Raw genomic sequence first — 13,676 nt, 5'->3', positions numbered from 1 at the left:
CTCATGAGGCCACCTCTATACGGTTCATGTAGCCGCTGAGGGCTTCGATGTAGCGGGGGATCGGCAGCAGAAAGGCGTCGTGGCCCTGTGCGGCTTCGATCTCCAGATAGCTGACCTGCTTCTTGGCGGCCAGCAGCGCGTTGACCAGCTCATACGAGCGCGCGGGCGAGAAGCGCCAGTCGGTGGTGAAGGACATCACCAGCGTTTGCGCCTGGATACCCGCCAGGGTCTTGGCCAGGTCGCCGCCGTGCGCGGCGGCCGGATCGAAATAATCCAGCGCCTTGGTCATCAGCAGGTAGGTGTTGGCGTCGAAGCGGCCGGAAAACTCCTGGCCCTGGTAGCGCAGGTAGCTCTCGACCTCGAACTCGACGCTGGTGAGATCATAGTTGAGCTGCTCGCTGCGCAGTTCGCGACCAAACTTGCTGCCCATGGAGTCGTCCGACAGGTAGGTAATGTGACCAACCATGCGGGCCAGCATCAAGCCGCGCTTGGGGATAACGCCGAAGGCAGCGTAATCGCCGTGATGGAAGTCCGGGTCGGTGGTGATGGCTTGCCGCGCCACTTCGTTGAAGGCGATGTTCTGCGCCGACAGCTTGGGCGCCGTCGCAATGGCCACACAATGGCGGATGCGTTCTGGGTAGCTGATGGCCCACTGCAGCGCCTGCATGCCGCCCAGACTGCCGCCGACCACGGCGGCCCACTGCTGCACGCCCAGCACGTCTGCCAGGCGCGCCTGGCTGTGAACCCAGTCCTCCACGGTCAACACCGGGAAGCTGGCGCCATAGGCCTTGCCGGTGTCCGGGCTGATGCTGGAGGGGCCGGTAGAGCCGTGGCAGCCACCCAGATTGTTCAGGCTGACAACGTAAAAGCGGTTGGTGTCGATTGCCTTGCCCGGGCCGATGCAGGCATCCCACCAGCCGGGCTTGCGCTCCTCGGCACTGTGATAACCGGCGGCATGGTGATGGCCGGACAGCGCGTGGCAGATCAGCACCGCGTTGTCAGCGGCGGCGTTAAGCTGGCCGTAGGTTTCGTAGACCAGTTCGTAGGGCGCCAGCGCCTTGCCGCAGGCCAGTTGCAGCGGCTCGCTGAAGCTGTGTCGCTGGGGTGTCACCAGGCCGACGGAGTCAGCAGCAAATGTGGACATCAATACCTGTTCCTGTGTGGGTTGGCCTGGCGTGATCCTGAAGGAGGGCGCGGCCCGGCAGCCCGTCTGACGGCCAGTGCGCCTCTGGCCGAAAGGCGCCAACAATCGAGGCGCCAGTCTAAAGAGCGCGCTGCATCGGTGCAATATTCAGGGCCGCTGGATGCCCAGTTCCGCTGGAAGCTGCTGTGGCGCGCGGATGGCAATCCGCTTCTGCCGGCTGCTCTGACCGCTGAGCAGGCTGACCTGCTGTTTTCCGACAGCAAAGGCCTCGCTCAGAAAGGCCATCAGCATGCGGTTGGCCTTGCCGTCGACCGGGGGCGCGCTGATACGAATCTTCAGACGCTCGCCGTGCAAGCCGGCAAAGCCGATACGGCTGGCGCCGGGCTGCAGATGCAGATCAAGCAGCAGCTCGTCGCCGCGCCACTGGTAAAAAGCGCTCACAGTGCCAGCGTCAAGCCTTTGGGCATGCCGGTGGCAACCGCCATGTTGGTGATGACCAGCATGTTGAGCAGATTGAGCGCGATGAAGGCAAAGATCGGTGACAGATCCAGGCCGCCCATGGACGGCAGGATTTTGCGGATCGGTGCCAGGACCGGCTCGCACAGCTGGTGCACCAGCATGGCCGCCGGATTGGCGCTGCCCGGAGCAACCCAGGACAAAATCACGCTGATGATCAGGGCGAAGAAGAAGACCTTGAGAAACAGCGCGGTAATCCCCACCAGCGACCAGGCCAGCAGCTGGAGAACACCCGGCAGCGCATAACCCATCAGCTTGATGATGATGGCCATCAGCACCAGCTGGATCGCCAATGCCAGCACCAGCGAGGCAAAGTCCACCCCGGCGTAGCCCGGGATGATCCGGCGCAGCGGCATCAACAGCGGCTTGGTGGCGCGCACGATGAACTGCGACAGCGGGTTGTAGAAGTCCGCACGCACCAGTTGCAGGATAAAGCGCAGTAGCACGATCAGCAGATACAGGCTGCCGAGGGTCTGCACAATATAGATAGCTGCCATGTTCAGGCCGGTCATGGTGTTTCCTCAGGCGAGTTCTTTGGTCATTTCAGCGGCGCGGTTGGCGGCCGCCTGCATGGCGTGTTCCACCATCTGCGGCAGTCCTTCCTCACGGAAGGTCTTGATCGCCTGCTCGGTGGTGCCACCGGGTGAGCAGACGCGGCGGCGCAGTTCGGCGACATCGACGTCACTGGCCACCGCCATATCCGCGGCGCCCAGGGCGGTGAACAGCGCCAGGCGCTCGGCAGTGTCTCTTGCCAGGCCGAGCTTTTCGCCGGCATCAATCATGGCTTCGATCATATAGAAGAAGTAGGCCGGGCCGCTGCCGGAGACCGCGGTCACGGCATCAATCTGTTGCTCTTCGTCCAGCCAGACGCTGATACCCACCGCATTGAGGATGCTTTCAGTCAGAGACTTCTGCTCGTCGGTTACGGCAGCCGTGGCGTATAGACCGCTAACGCCCTGGCCGCGCAAGGACGGTGTATTGGGCATACAGCGCACGATGGCACTGCCGTCACCCAGCCAACTGGCGAGGCTATCGCAGCTGATGCCGGCAGCAATGGAAATCACCAGCTGGCCCGGTTTGCGCTCTGCCGGCAGGGCACGGCACACGGCCTGCATTACCTGTGGCTTGACCGCCAGCAGCAACACGTCGCATTCGGCGGCGAGCAGGGCATTGTCGGTCACAGTGCGAATCTGGAACTGCCTGTGCAGCGCCGCGCCTTGCTCGGGCTTGGGGTCGCTCGCGATGATGTGCTCGGGCTTGGTGTTCTTCTGCAGCAGGCCGCCAATCAGGCTGGTGGCCATGTTGCCGGCACCGATGAAACCGATAATGGGCGCAGTCATTTAATTGGAACCTCGCTCGGAATGCGTGAGTGTTGTGGAGTAGTCGCGGGCGCCAAAGAGGGCGCTGCCGATGCGCACCATGGTCGCTCCTTCCTGAATGGCTTCGGCCAGGTCGTCGCTCATCCCCATCGACAGGGTATCGAGCGGCAGATCCAGCTTAGCCTGAGCCTCGCGCAGCGCCGCCAGCGGCGCGCGACGCGCAGCGCTGGTCGCGGCCGGAGCCGGGATCGCCATCAGACCGCGCAGGCGCAGACCGGGTAGCGCGGCCACCGCATTGGCCAGCTCCGGCAGCTCGACCAGGCTGACGCCGGATTTGCTGTCTTCACCACTGATATTTACCTGTAGACAGACATTCAGTGGCGGAAGGTGTTCCGGGCGCTGATCGGACAGCCGGCGGGCGATTTTGAGGCGGTCGACGCTGTGCACCCAGTCGAAGTGTTCGGCAATGGTTTTGGTCTTGTTGGACTGGATGGGGCCAATGAAATGCCAGGTCAGCGGCAGGTCGGATAGCGTCGCCATCTTCTCCAGCGCTTCCTGCAGGTAGTTTTCCCCTATATTCTGTACGCCTGCTGCCCAGGCGTCACGGATGGCACTGGCGGGACGGGTTTTGCTCACCGCCATCAGGGTAATGGTATCGGGGTCGCGGTCGGCAACGGCGGCGGCGCGCTGTATGCGTTCACGAACGTTTGCAATATTCTCTGCTATCGTGGACATTACTGACGTTAATACCTTGCCAATCGAATAGACTCTGTCGGCATTCTACATGCTTGCAGGTTGTAATGGGGAACCCTATGGATATTACCGAGCTGTTAGCCTTCAGCGCCAAGCAGGGCGCGTCGGACTTGCACCTGTCGGCAGGATTGCCGCCCATGATTCGTGTGGATGGCGACGTGCGCCGGATCAACGTGCCGGCCATGGAACACAAGCAAGTGCATGCGCTGATCTATGACATCATGAATGACAAACAGCGCAAGGATTTCGAGGAGTTTCTCGAAACCGACTTCTCCTTTGAGGTGCCCGGCGTGGCCCGTTTCCGGGTCAACGCCTTCAACCAGAACCGCGGCGCCGGTGCCGTCTTCCGGACCATTCCTTCCAAGGTGCTGACCATGGAAGACCTGGGCATGGGCGACGTGTTCAAGAAGATTTCCGACAATCCGCGTGGCCTGGTGCTGGTAACCGGTCCGACTGGCTCGGGCAAGTCAACCAGCCTCGCGGCCATGGTCGACTACCTGAACAGTACCAAGTATCAGCATATCCTCACCATCGAAGACCCGATCGAATTTGTTCACGAATCGAAAAAGTGCCTGGTCAACCAGCGTGAAGTGCACCGCGACACCTTGGGCTTTGCCGAAGCGTTGCGCTCGGCTCTGCGTGAAGACCCCGATATCATCCTGGTGGGCGAGATGCGTGACCTTGAAACCATTCGCCTGGCATTGACTGCGGCGGAAACCGGTCACCTGGTGTTCGGCACCTTGCACACCACCTCCGCTGCCAAGACCATTGACCGTATTGTCGACGTGTTCCCCGGCGAAGAAAAATCCATGGTGCGCTCGATGCTGTCCGAGTCCCTGCAGGCAGTTATCTCGCAGACCTTGCTGAAAAAGATTGGCGGTGGTCGTGTCGCCGCGCACGAAATCATGATTGGTACTCCGGCGATCCGTAACCTGATTCGTGAAGACAAGATCGCGCAGATGTATTCGGCCATTCAAACCGGCGGCAATATTGGTATGCAGACGCTCGATATGTGCCTGAAGGGGCTGATATCCAAAGGCCTGATCACCAAGGAAAGCGCCCGCGAGAAAGCCAAGGCAGTCGACGGTTTCTAACGCGGCTGGCAGTTTTTGGCGGGCACTGAACTGTCCGCCGCGAAGGATAAAAGAGGCATAGCATGGAGTTTGAAAAGCTGTTGCGGCTGATGGTCGAGAAAGGCGCATCCGACCTGTTCATCACAGCCGGCGTACCACCCAGCATGAAAGTGCACGGCAAGATTCTGCCGGTGACCAAGACCCCCCTCTCGCCTGAACAGACCCGCGAAACCGTGCTGGGTGTCATGACCGAAGCGCAGCGCCGCGAGTTCGCCGAGAAGCGCGAGTGCAACTTTGCCATCAGTGCCCGTGGTATCGGGCGTTTCCGTGTCAGTGCCTTTTATCAGCGCAACCTGGTGGGTATGGTGTTGCGGCGTATCGAGATCAATATCCCGACCATGGAAGAACTGCGCCTGCCTGAGGTGCTCAAGCAATTGGCGATGACCAAGCGCGGTCTGGTGATCTTTGTCGGCGCTACCGGTACCGGTAAATCGACGTCGCTCGCCTCGATGATCGGCTACCGCAACAAGCATTCCAGTGGCCACATTATTTCGATTGAAGACCCGATCGAATTTATTCACCAGCATCAGAACTGTATTGTCACCCAGCGCGAAGTGGGGATCGATACCGACTCCTTCGAGATCGCTCTGAAAAATACCCTGCGTCAGGCGCCGGATGTGATCTTGATCGGTGAGGTGCGCAGCAAGGAGACCATGGAGCACGCCGTGGCCTTCGCCGAGACCGGGCATCTGTGTCTGGCCACGCTGCACGCCAACAACGCCAACCAGGCGCTGGACCGCATCATCCACTTCTTCCCGACCGAGCTGCACCAGCAGGTGTGGATGGACTTGTCGCTCAACCTCAAGGCTATTGTCGCCCAGCAGCTGATTCCGGCGCCGGATGGCAAAGGGCGTCGCGTGGCCATCGAAGTGTTGTTGAATTCACCGCTGGCCGCTGACCTTATCCGCAAGGGTGAGGTACATGAGCTCAAGCCGCTGATGGCGCGCTCTGGCGAACTGGGTATGCAAACCTTCGACCAGGCGCTGTACAAGCTGTATAGCCAGGGCGAGATCACCTACGAAGATGCCTTGGCCCACGCGGACTCGGCCAACGACCTGCGCTTGATGATCAAACTGGGCTCGGAGACTGATGGCAAGCATCTGATGGGTGAAGAGAACACTGGTTTCTCGCTGGAAGAGGAAGACGAGAACACCATCCATCACCGTACGCGGCGTTAAGCGCCGCTGGGTGAGCGCGCGGTGCTCAGCTGGTTGCGGCCGCCGCGCTTGGCCACTAGCAGGGCGTGGTCGGCCTGGTTGATGGTTTCCGAGTAGCTTTCACCTGCCTGATATTCGGCAATGCCGATGCTGATGGTCACAGTGACCGAGTCGGTCTGCGCGCGAATAGTCAGGTGTTCTATGGCGGTGCGCACGCGCTCCATTACCCTTGCCGCGGCGTCGGCTTGGGTTTCCGGCAACAGAATCAGAAACTCCTCTCCGCCCCAGCGTCCGCACAGGTCCTGCTCTCGGATTTCGGCGTCCAGAACCCGGGCGATCTCCGTTAGGGCGCTATCGCCGAGCTCGTGGCCGTACTGATCGTTGATCGCCTTGAAGTGGTCAACGTCGAGCATGGCGATGGTAAACGGGCGCTTGTAGCGGGCGTAACGCTCTGCTTCCTTTTTTAATCGATCGACCAGCAGACGTCGGTTGGGCAGTCCGGTCAGGGCGTCATGGGTTGACGCCTCGTGCAGCGCCTCGTTGAGGTCGCGCATCATGTTCTGATAGCGATCGGAGATGCGCGCGACCTTCTCCAGCTGCCTTAGCTGCTTGTTCAGCCGCTCGGTCAGCGACTGCTCCTGTTGCTTGGCCATGCTTTGATAGACATCGGAAATGCGGCTGATGCGGTCGATGCGGCGTGCCAGATCCTGATGGTTGGCCCAGAGCGAAAGCAGGGGTTCACGCAGCGGGTTGTCCTGCTGTGCGGGATCGTCCAATAGCTCGTGGATATGGGCTTCAAGGCTCTGGTTGGGCTGTTTCATCTCGGACTCTAGGTGTGGCTGACAATATCGAAGGCGAAGCTGCAGTCTTCCTTGAACTCCTCGGCCAGTTCGGCGACTCGCTCGTTCTGCGGATCATAATACCAGCAGACGGAGACGGGCTTGCCTTGCTGATGAGCGGCTTCGAGCAGGTCGAATATATCCATCATGGCTTTGACGCTGCTGGTGTTCAGGTAGAGCAGGCGCAATTCCAGTGCCAGGGGCGCGTCGGCCTGTTCCAGATAGGCTTCCATCCAGTCGAATACCTGTTGGAACATGTCGAAGGAGTTTTCCGGGTAGGAGTCACCCTCCATGTAGAGCTTGCCGTTGGCCCAGTCGCTGCGAACTTCGGGGGTGGACTGGGAGCTGGCGATAGAAAAGTCGGTCATGGGTATAAACTCTTTACTCAATCAGATGACGGCGCGCAGGCTGAAAAAGCCGCGACCGGCGGCCAGTGGTTGCAGGGAGGCCTGCAGTGGCTCGCTGGATTTTCGTGCTATGTCGATCAAGCCCAGTCCGGCACCGGAAGGGCGCGCTTCATCTCGCGGGCGACGTAGCTGTTCCTTGTAGGCGGCTTTTAGCTCTGCCTTGTCCATGCCTGCCAGGCCTTCTACGGCCCCCAGCAGATTCTCGCCGTCAGGCATTTCGATCAGGTTGCCGGCCGACACCACATAGCGGCCATCCTGGTTGCGCGAGACCACCACCGTGGCACCGGCCTCCTGCTCGCTCCATTGCCGAGCGCGGGTGTAGTGGCTGATGTTCTGAGTCATTTCAATGTACACCGCGAAGACGTCCATGGCAGCACTGGGATGTGCGTGCTCGGCAGACAGGTAATTGCGCAGGGCATTACCTATTTCTTCGATCAGGCTGCGCGAAATGGGGCCATTGAAACACAGCATGATCTGCTGGTTGTTGAAGTGCTCACGCATGGCAAAAAGGTCAATATTTTCCATTACAGCTCCTGTGCGATTCAGTTAATGGCCCGGTTAATCAAAGCGGAAGCACAGCATGGTGATGTCGTCACGCTGCGGGTAATCACCCTGATAAGCCGCCAGTGTATCGCTGAATGCTGCGCTTTGCTGTTGCAGAGGCAATTTGGCGTGCTGGCAGAGCATGTCGGCAAAACGGCTGTTGCCGAAGCCGAAACCGCGGTCACCACCGGCTTGGTCAAGGAAGCCGTCGGTACACAGATAGAAGGTACGCCCGGCCTGCAGCGGTACCTCGCTATTGTGATACTCGCCCTGGCGCTTGTCGCCCAGAGCCCGACGACCACCACTGACATGCTCTACCCGGGTGCCGTCACTGTGATAGAGCGCGATCTTCGCTCCCGAGAAAACCACGCGGCGGCCTTGTAGGTCAACATAGGCCAGTCCGACATCCATATTGGTGGCGATGGATTTGTACTCGGCAGAGTCGCTGAGCATGCTGCGCACAATCTGATCGGTGCGCTCCAGTATGGCGGCAGGGTCGGCCAGCCCACAATCGCTGATGGCCTGTTCCAGGGCAGCGTGGGCCAGCATGGTCATGAGCGCGCCCGGGACGCCATGGCCGGCGCAGTCGACCACCCCAAACAGGCATTGTTGGGCTTCGCTGCGGAAGATATAAAAGTCGCCACCTACGACGTCGCGGGGCCGCCACAGCACGGCGTGGTGCTGCCCCAGCGCGTTGACCAGGTCGCGATTAGGCAGGATTGAGCGCTGAATCAGGCTGGCATAGTCGATCGAGTCCTCGATTTTCTTGCGTGCGCTGAGCATGTTCTGGTTCACCGCCTCCAGGTCGCGCGTGCGCTCCTGTACCCGTTGCTCCAATTCCTCGGTGTGGCTGCGCACTTTCTGGGCCATGGCGTCGAAGGCTTCGCTGAGTTCGCCGATTTCATCGTTGCGGGTATGCGGCAGGGCAACATCGTAGCGGCCCGACGCCATGGCTTGCGCGCTTTGCCGCAGCTGACGTAGCGGCCGCAGCAGCAGCCGCTCGATAGCGAAGGCAAACAGCAGTACGAAGAGAATCAGCAGGGCGCCCAAGCCTAGCAGTACCGGCAGCAGCCAGGTGCGGTCAATGACCTGAGCGCTGTTCAGGTCGATGGCGTTGGCAACAAACCAGTTCAGCTCGGGAATGTAGCTCAGCGCCAGCAATTGGGCGCTGCCGTTCAGGGTGACGTTGCGAATCTGTACTTCGCCCGGCGCTGCCTGCACAGCTTGCATGGCAGTGCGCACGGATGCTCTCTGCTGCTCGTTACCCAGCAGGTCGAGCAGGGTATTGCCGGCTGCTGCGCTGGCGTCGGCGCCGGAGTTGAGCGCAATCAGGCTGCGATCCTGATGTGCCTGAATAGCTCCTTCGTTATCCAGAATCATCGGTGTGACGCCGCTGTCCTCGCTGGCGATGAAGTCGCGGATGAAGCTCGACAGATCCACGCCTGAGCCGGCTAGCGCCAATACCTCGCCGTTGTCATCCTTGACCACCATGTTGAGCCATACCTTGGTGGTGTTCAGCTCGGGATTCGAGTCGACATTGATGTTGAAATTGTCGGTATCGCGCAGCGTAGCAAAAAACCAGCTGTCGGCTGGCGCCTCGGGATTGAGGGTGTAGCGTGGCTCGTGGCTGAGCGGCTCGTCGTTGCCGTTGAAGTAGTAGCCCATGCTGCTGAGTATGCCGATGAAATAGGCGTGGTCGCGGAAGTCCTGGCGGTAGCGCTCGGCCTCGCGGAAGAAGAGGTCCTTTTTATCCGGGTTCTCTGGGTCTTTCAGCCACTGCAGGGTTACCTCTGAGTTGGCCAGGCGTAGGGAAAGCGCCAGTTCGCGGCTGATTGGCGCACGAATTTTTTCGCGGCTCAGCAGGGTTGCATTGCGCGCGTAGGCCTCACCGAAGTGTTCGTGGATGCCGCTGAGTAGCGACCAGCCAATCAGTCCAGCGGGCAGCAGAGCCAGCAGGCCAGCCAGCAGCAGCGCAACAAGGGATTTACCACGTAAGCCGAAAGCGGCCATGAGAACATCCTTTTCATGATCAGGTAAGGCCGGGGAAGGTCCCCGGCTACAGCAACATAATCAGTTCGCCTGATATACCAGTTTTCCGTTGCATAGCGTATGCGTGACAGCAGCGGGCGCGCCCTGCCCGATAAACGGACAGTTGGCGCCGCGTGACAGCCAGTTACGGCCGATCTCGCAGGCCTGCGCCGGGTCGAACAGGGTGATGTCCGCCGCGCCACCAAGCGTCAACTGGCCAGCCTGCAAGTTCAGTGCTGCCGCGGGGCCGGTGGTCAGGCGCGCCAACAGGGCGGGCAGCTCAAGCAGGCCGTCGGCAACCAAAGTCAGCGCTAAAGGTAGCAGAATCTCGACACTACTGATGCCCGGTGCCGAGGCGGCGAACGGCACCCGCTTTACCTCTGGTTCGTGTGGGCGATGGTGGGAGGCTATTGCCTGCACCACGCCGCTCTGTACCGCTTCGCGCAGCGCTCGGCGGTCGGCTGTTGAGCGCAGCGGCGGCATGACATGCAGCAGGCTGGAAAAGCCTGCCAAGTCCTCGTCGCAAAGCAACAGTTGGTAGGCTGCGACGTCGGCTGTCACCGGCAGCCCTCGCGCTTGGGCGGTGGCCAGCATGTCGACGGCGCGCGCGCTAGTCAGGCCGCTAAAATGGGCACGTACGCCGGTTTGCTCAATCAGCAGCAGATCTCGGGCCAGTGCGACCGTCTCTGCGCTCTCCGGAATGCCAATCAGCCCCAGGCGCGAGGCGGTTGGGCCTTCGTGCGCCATGCCGCCCTCGGCCAGTGAAGGGTCGAGTGGGGTGAAGATGATCGGGACGTCGAAGGTGGCGGCGTATTCGAGGGCGCGGCGAAGAATGCGGTTGCTGCCCATGGGATTGAGCCCTTGGGTGAAGGCAACGCAACCGGCATCACGCAGTGCCACCAGTTCGCTCAGGTGTTCGCCTTCCAGATTCCTGGTCAAAGCCCCTATCGGCAATACGCGCGCATGGCCCGCCGCCTGGCTGCGGTCGAGAATCAGCTCAGCAACCGCGGAGGTATCCAGTACTGGCCGACTGTCCGGGGGGCAGCACAGGCTGGTCACGCCGCCGGCGGCAGCGGCGCGGGTTTCGCTGTCGATGTTGCCCTTGCGGCTGTAGCCGGGTTCGCGCAGGCTGACGTTGAGGTCGACCAGGCCAGGGCTGGCAATCAGCCCGCGGGCGTCGATAATCTGGTTGGGGCTGAAGCCCTCCGGCGCGGCGCCAATGGCCTGGATATGGCCGGCGGCAATGTGCAGGTCGGTGATCTGGTCAAACTGGCTGGCCGGGTCGATTACCCGTGCGCCTTCAATAGTCAGTCGCATGGTTCAGTTCGCTTCCTGGGTAAGCTGGCGCTGGGTGGTCTGTCCGGTCATGGCCATCGACATGACGGCCATGCGTACGGCTATGCCGTAGGTCACCTGCTTGAGGATGACCGATTGCGGCCCGTCGGCCACCTCCGACTCGATCTCGACGCCCCGATTGATTGGCCCGGGGTGCATGACCAGTGCATCCGGCTTGGCCAGTGCCAGGGTTTCGCGGGTCAGACCGTAGAGTCGATAAAATTCGCTCTCGCTGGGCAGTAGGCCGCTCTGCATGCGCTCGCGCTGCAGCCGCAGCATGATCACCACATCGACGCCGCGCAGGCCGACGCGCAGGTCGTTGAATACCCGCACGCCATACTGGTCGATGCCTTCGGGCAGCAAGGTACGCGGGGCAATTACGCGGATGTCCGGGCAGCCGAGGGTCTTGAGTGCCTGCATGTTGGAACGCGCGACGCGCGAGTGCAGGATATCGCCGACGATAGCGACGGACAGGTTCTCGAAGTCGCCGCGGTGACGGCGGATGGTCAACATGTCGAGCATCGCCTGGGTCGGATGCGCGTGGTTGCCGTCGCCGGCGTTGATCACTGCTACATCCGGGCAAACCCGTTCGGCGATGAAGTGCGCGGCGCCGGAGTCGCCGTGGCGCACTACGAACATGTCGGCCGCCATCGCTTCCAGATTCTGCAACGTGTCGTACAGGGTTTCGCCCTTGCTGGTCGACGAGGTCGAGATGTTCAGGTTCAATACGTCGGCGGACAGACGTTTGGCGGCCAGTTCGAAGGTGGTGCGCGTGCGCGTGGAGTTCTCGAAAAAAACGTTGCAGACCGTCTTGCCGCGCAACAGGGGGACTTTCTTGACCGCGCGCTCGCCGACTTCGAGGAAGGAGTCGGCAGTGTCGAGCAGTTCGGTCAGCAGCTCGCGGGAGAGACCTTCAATAGTGAGAAAGTGGCGCAGCTGGCCCTGATGGTTCAGTTGCAGGTGATGCGGCGTCTGGCTCATGGCTGTCTCAGTTGGTGGCGGCGTTCAGGGTTAACTGCAGCGGGCTTGGACCAGTCAATTTTACCCGCTGGCCAGGGGGCAGTGCGAGGCTGGCGCCGAGGATGTCGGCACGTACCGGCAATTGCCGGGCTTCGATGTCGAGCAGGGTAACCAGGGTCACTGACGCCGGGCGGCCGTAGTCGAACAGCTCGTTGAGTGCGGCGCGAATGGTGCGGCCGGTCATCAGCACGTCATCGACCAGAATCAGGTGGCGACCGTCAACGGTGAACGGCAGCTCAGAGGGGCGTACACGCTGCGGCAGGCCGTGCTGTTCAAAGTCATCACGGTAGAAGGCGATATCCAGCGTGCCCATGGGGGCGTCGGGAGCCACCTGCTGATGCAGGGCGTCCGCGATCCAGACGCCACCGGTATGAATGCCGACGAAGGCGGGATCGTCAATCTGGCGCTCTTTCAAGTAGCGACTCAGCTGGTCGGCCATCTGCTGCAGCAGCGGACCCACCTCGGGCAATGCGGTCATGAATTCTCCTTGGGCTGGCTGGCGAGCCAGGTTTCGAGCAGCAGGGCGGCGGCCAGACTGTCTACCGGGTTCTCCCGATAACTGCCGGGCGTGCGCCGCTGGTCGCGTAACTGTTGTTTGGCTTCAAAGGTGGAAAGGCGCTCGTCAATGCACTGCGCGGGCAACTGAAAGCGGCCCTCCAGGCGACGGGCAAACTTGCTGGCTCGGGCGCTCATCTCGGAGTCGCTGCCGTCCATGTTCAGTGGCAGGCCGACAATCAGCACGTCCGGTTTCCATTCCTTGATCAGCCTGCCGATCTGCTCCCAATCCGGGATGCCGTCGCGAGCGCGCAGGTTGACCAGCGGTTCGGCGCTGCCGGTCAGGGTCTGACCTACTGCCACGCCAATCTGCCGGGTGCCGTAATCGAAGGCCATTGCCCTTTGGTGCTGTGACATCAGGCGTGGCCCGCCTGGCTGGTCAGCAGTGCCCAGTCGATACCCAGTGAGCGTGCCGCTGCCCCCAGACGTTCGGCGCTGGGTAGGGCAAATAGAATGTGGTGGTCAGCCGGGCAGCTGAGCCAGACGTTATCGGCCAGCTCTTGCTCCAGTTGACCGGCGCCCCAGCCGGCGTAGCCGAGTGTAATCAGCGCTTCACTGGGGCCGTGGCCACGGGCCATGTCGGCGAGGATGTCGCGCGAGGTGGTCAGTTGCAGCGGCCCGAGGTCGAGACTGGATTCCCATTGGTGTGGGCCGCGGTGCAGCACGAAGCCTCGCTCGCGGTCGACCGGCCCGCCGTTGAATACCGGGCATTGCTGGCCGGCGGCGACATCCAGTTCCGGCTCCAGTTGCTCCAGCAGGTCGGTCAGGTTCAAATCGCTGGGCTGGTTTACCACCAGGCCCATGGCGCCCTGATCCGAGTGCTCGCAGAGGTAGATCAGACTGTGATCGAAACGCGGATCGGCCATGTGCGGCATGGCGATCAGGAAGTGATGGGTGAGGTTGCTCGGTGTGCTTTGCGTCATGCGC

The 13,676-nt window shown here is 61.4% G+C and carries 16 protein-coding genes; 2 read left to right on the top strand and 14 right to left on the bottom strand.

Translation table 11 applies throughout. From position 1 onward, the window contains the following. Position 1 precedes the first annotated feature (1 nt). From metX to V7747_RS15910, 5 genes are all read right to left on the bottom strand, one after another. Complete coding sequence (metX, locus tag V7747_RS15930; RefSeq protein WP_335616999.1) at positions 2-1,144, bottom strand: homoserine O-succinyltransferase MetX; 1,143 nt, start codon at positions 1,142-1,144, stop codon at positions 2-4. A 147-nt stretch (positions 1,145-1,291) separates the two neighbouring features. Next, positions 1,292-1,585 carry a DUF167 family protein gene (locus V7747_RS15925; RefSeq protein ID WP_335616998.1) on the bottom strand — a complete coding sequence of 98 codons (294 nt, stop codon included), beginning with the start codon at positions 1,583-1,585 and terminating at the stop codon, positions 1,292-1,294. Beyond that, positions 1,582-2,172, bottom strand: coding sequence for a YggT family protein (locus V7747_RS15920; protein ID WP_335616997.1), 591 nt, complete (start codon positions 2,170-2,172; stop codon positions 1,582-1,584). Before V7747_RS15920 ends, V7747_RS15925 begins: the two co-directional genes overlap by 4 nt. A 9-nt stretch (positions 2,173-2,181) precedes the next feature. Beyond that, positions 2,182-3,000, bottom strand: coding sequence for a pyrroline-5-carboxylate reductase (gene proC / locus V7747_RS15915; protein WP_335616996.1), 819 nt, complete (start codon positions 2,998-3,000; stop codon positions 2,182-2,184). Continuing rightward, positions 3,001-3,714 (bottom strand): YggS family pyridoxal phosphate-dependent enzyme, encoded by a 714-nt coding sequence (locus V7747_RS15910; RefSeq protein WP_335616995.1) that lies wholly within the window; start codon positions 3,712-3,714, stop codon positions 3,001-3,003. 77 nt (positions 3,715-3,791) lie between these two features. On the opposite strand from V7747_RS15910, the gene V7747_RS15905 reads away from it, so the two are divergent. Further along, a complete protein-coding gene (locus V7747_RS15905; protein ID WP_335616994.1) occupies positions 3,792-4,826 on the top strand; it encodes a type IV pilus twitching motility protein PilT in 1,035 nt (344 codons plus the stop codon). A gap of 62 nt (positions 4,827-4,888) precedes the next feature. After that, the gene (locus tag V7747_RS15900; protein WP_335616993.1) at positions 4,889-6,043 is read left to right on the top strand and encodes a PilT/PilU family type 4a pilus ATPase; all 1,155 of its coding nucleotides are present in this window, start codon (positions 4,889-4,891) and stop codon (positions 6,041-6,043) included. Here the strand turns inward: V7747_RS15900 and siaD are convergent. Genes siaD through V7747_RS15855 form a run of 9 tightly spaced genes read right to left on the bottom strand, consistent with a single transcriptional unit; the run spans position 6,040 to position 13,672 of the window. Continuing rightward, positions 6,040-6,843: a biofilm regulation diguanylate cyclase SiaD gene (gene siaD / locus V7747_RS15895; protein WP_335616992.1), complete on the bottom strand. Its 804-nt coding sequence runs from the start codon at positions 6,841-6,843 to the stop codon at positions 6,040-6,042. The two genes, V7747_RS15900 and siaD, sit on opposite strands and share 4 nt — an antisense overlap. An 8-nt stretch (positions 6,844-6,851) precedes the next feature. After that, the gene (siaC, locus tag V7747_RS15890) at positions 6,852-7,229 is read right to left on the bottom strand and encodes a biofilm regulation phosphoprotein SiaC (protein WP_335616991.1); all 378 of its coding nucleotides are present in this window, start codon (positions 7,227-7,229) and stop codon (positions 6,852-6,854) included. Between the two features lie 21 nt (positions 7,230-7,250). Continuing rightward, positions 7,251-7,793 (bottom strand): biofilm regulation protein kinase SiaB, encoded by a 543-nt coding sequence (gene siaB, locus V7747_RS15885; protein ID WP_335616990.1) that lies wholly within the window; start codon positions 7,791-7,793, stop codon positions 7,251-7,253. A 33-nt stretch (positions 7,794-7,826) separates the two neighbouring features. Then, on the bottom strand, positions 7,827-9,821 hold the full coding sequence (siaA, locus tag V7747_RS15880; RefSeq protein WP_335616989.1) for a biofilm regulation protein phosphatase SiaA: 1,995 nt from the start codon (positions 9,819-9,821) through the stop codon (positions 7,827-7,829). A 60-nt stretch (positions 9,822-9,881) separates the two neighbouring features. Continuing rightward, on the bottom strand, positions 9,882-11,156 hold the full coding sequence (locus tag V7747_RS15875) for a dihydroorotase (RefSeq protein WP_335616988.1): 1,275 nt from the start codon (positions 11,154-11,156) through the stop codon (positions 9,882-9,884). A gap of 3 nt (positions 11,157-11,159) precedes the next feature. Next, positions 11,160-12,155, bottom strand: coding sequence for an aspartate carbamoyltransferase catalytic subunit (locus tag V7747_RS15870; RefSeq protein WP_335616987.1), 996 nt, complete (start codon positions 12,153-12,155; stop codon positions 11,160-11,162). A 7-nt stretch (positions 12,156-12,162) separates the two neighbouring features. After that, entirely contained in the window at positions 12,163-12,672 is a 510-nt protein-coding gene (gene pyrR / locus V7747_RS15865) for a bifunctional pyr operon transcriptional regulator/uracil phosphoribosyltransferase PyrR (protein WP_335616986.1), read from the bottom strand. Continuing rightward, complete coding sequence (ruvX, locus tag V7747_RS15860) at positions 12,669-13,106, bottom strand: Holliday junction resolvase RuvX (RefSeq protein ID WP_335616985.1); 438 nt, start codon at positions 13,104-13,106, stop codon at positions 12,669-12,671. Before ruvX ends, pyrR begins: the two co-directional genes overlap by 4 nt. After that, positions 13,106-13,672 (bottom strand): YqgE/AlgH family protein, encoded by a 567-nt coding sequence (locus V7747_RS15855; RefSeq protein WP_335616984.1) that lies wholly within the window; start codon positions 13,670-13,672, stop codon positions 13,106-13,108. The genes ruvX and V7747_RS15855 overlap by 1 nt, the downstream gene beginning before the upstream one ends. Between the last annotated feature and the right edge of the window lie 4 nt (positions 13,673-13,676).

It is taken from the genome of Halopseudomonas sp., from assembly GCF_036960865.1.
GTDB lineage: Bacteria > Pseudomonadota > Gammaproteobacteria > Pseudomonadales > Pseudomonadaceae > Halopseudomonas.
This window is presented reverse-complemented; position numbering and strand designations above follow the sequence as displayed.

Excerpts from the sequence above, each read along its gene's own strand:
- siaA (WP_335616989.1), bottom strand. The coding sequence starts at position 9,821 with ATGGCCGCTTTCGGCTTACGTGGTAAATCCCTTGTTGCGCTGCTGCTG.
- pyrR (WP_335616986.1), bottom strand. The coding sequence starts at position 12,672 with ATGACCGCATTGCCCGAGGTGGGTCCGCTGCTGCAGCAGATGGCCGAC.
- V7747_RS15900 (WP_335616993.1), top strand. The coding sequence starts at position 4,889 with ATGGAGTTTGAAAAGCTGTTGCGGCTGATGGTCGAGAAAGGCGCATCC.
- proC (WP_335616996.1), bottom strand. The coding sequence starts at position 3,000 with ATGACTGCGCCCATTATCGGTTTCATCGGTGCCGGCAACATGGCCACC.
- V7747_RS15875 (WP_335616988.1), bottom strand. The coding sequence starts at position 11,156 with ATGCGACTGACTATTGAAGGCGCACGGGTAATCGACCCGGCCAGCCAG.
- V7747_RS15855 (WP_335616984.1), bottom strand. The coding sequence starts at position 13,672 with ATGACGCAAAGCACACCGAGCAACCTCACCCATCACTTCCTGATCGCC.
- siaC (WP_335616991.1), bottom strand. The coding sequence starts at position 7,229 with ATGACCGACTTTTCTATCGCCAGCTCCCAGTCCACCCCCGAAGTTCGC.
- ruvX (WP_335616985.1), bottom strand. The coding sequence starts at position 13,106 with ATGTCACAGCACCAAAGGGCAATGGCCTTCGATTACGGCACCCGGCAG.
- V7747_RS15910 (WP_335616995.1), bottom strand. The coding sequence starts at position 3,714 with ATGTCCACGATAGCAGAGAATATTGCAAACGTTCGTGAACGCATACAG.
- V7747_RS15905 (WP_335616994.1), top strand. The coding sequence starts at position 3,792 with ATGGATATTACCGAGCTGTTAGCCTTCAGCGCCAAGCAGGGCGCGTCG.
- siaD (WP_335616992.1), bottom strand. The coding sequence starts at position 6,843 with ATGAAACAGCCCAACCAGAGCCTTGAAGCCCATATCCACGAGCTATTG.
- siaB (WP_335616990.1), bottom strand. The coding sequence starts at position 7,793 with ATGGAAAATATTGACCTTTTTGCCATGCGTGAGCACTTCAACAACCAG.
- metX (WP_335616999.1), bottom strand. The coding sequence starts at position 1,144 with ATGTCCACATTTGCTGCTGACTCCGTCGGCCTGGTGACACCCCAGCGA.
- V7747_RS15920 (WP_335616997.1), bottom strand. The coding sequence starts at position 2,172 with ATGACCGGCCTGAACATGGCAGCTATCTATATTGTGCAGACCCTCGGC.
- V7747_RS15870 (WP_335616987.1), bottom strand. The coding sequence starts at position 12,155 with ATGAGCCAGACGCCGCATCACCTGCAACTGAACCATCAGGGCCAGCTG.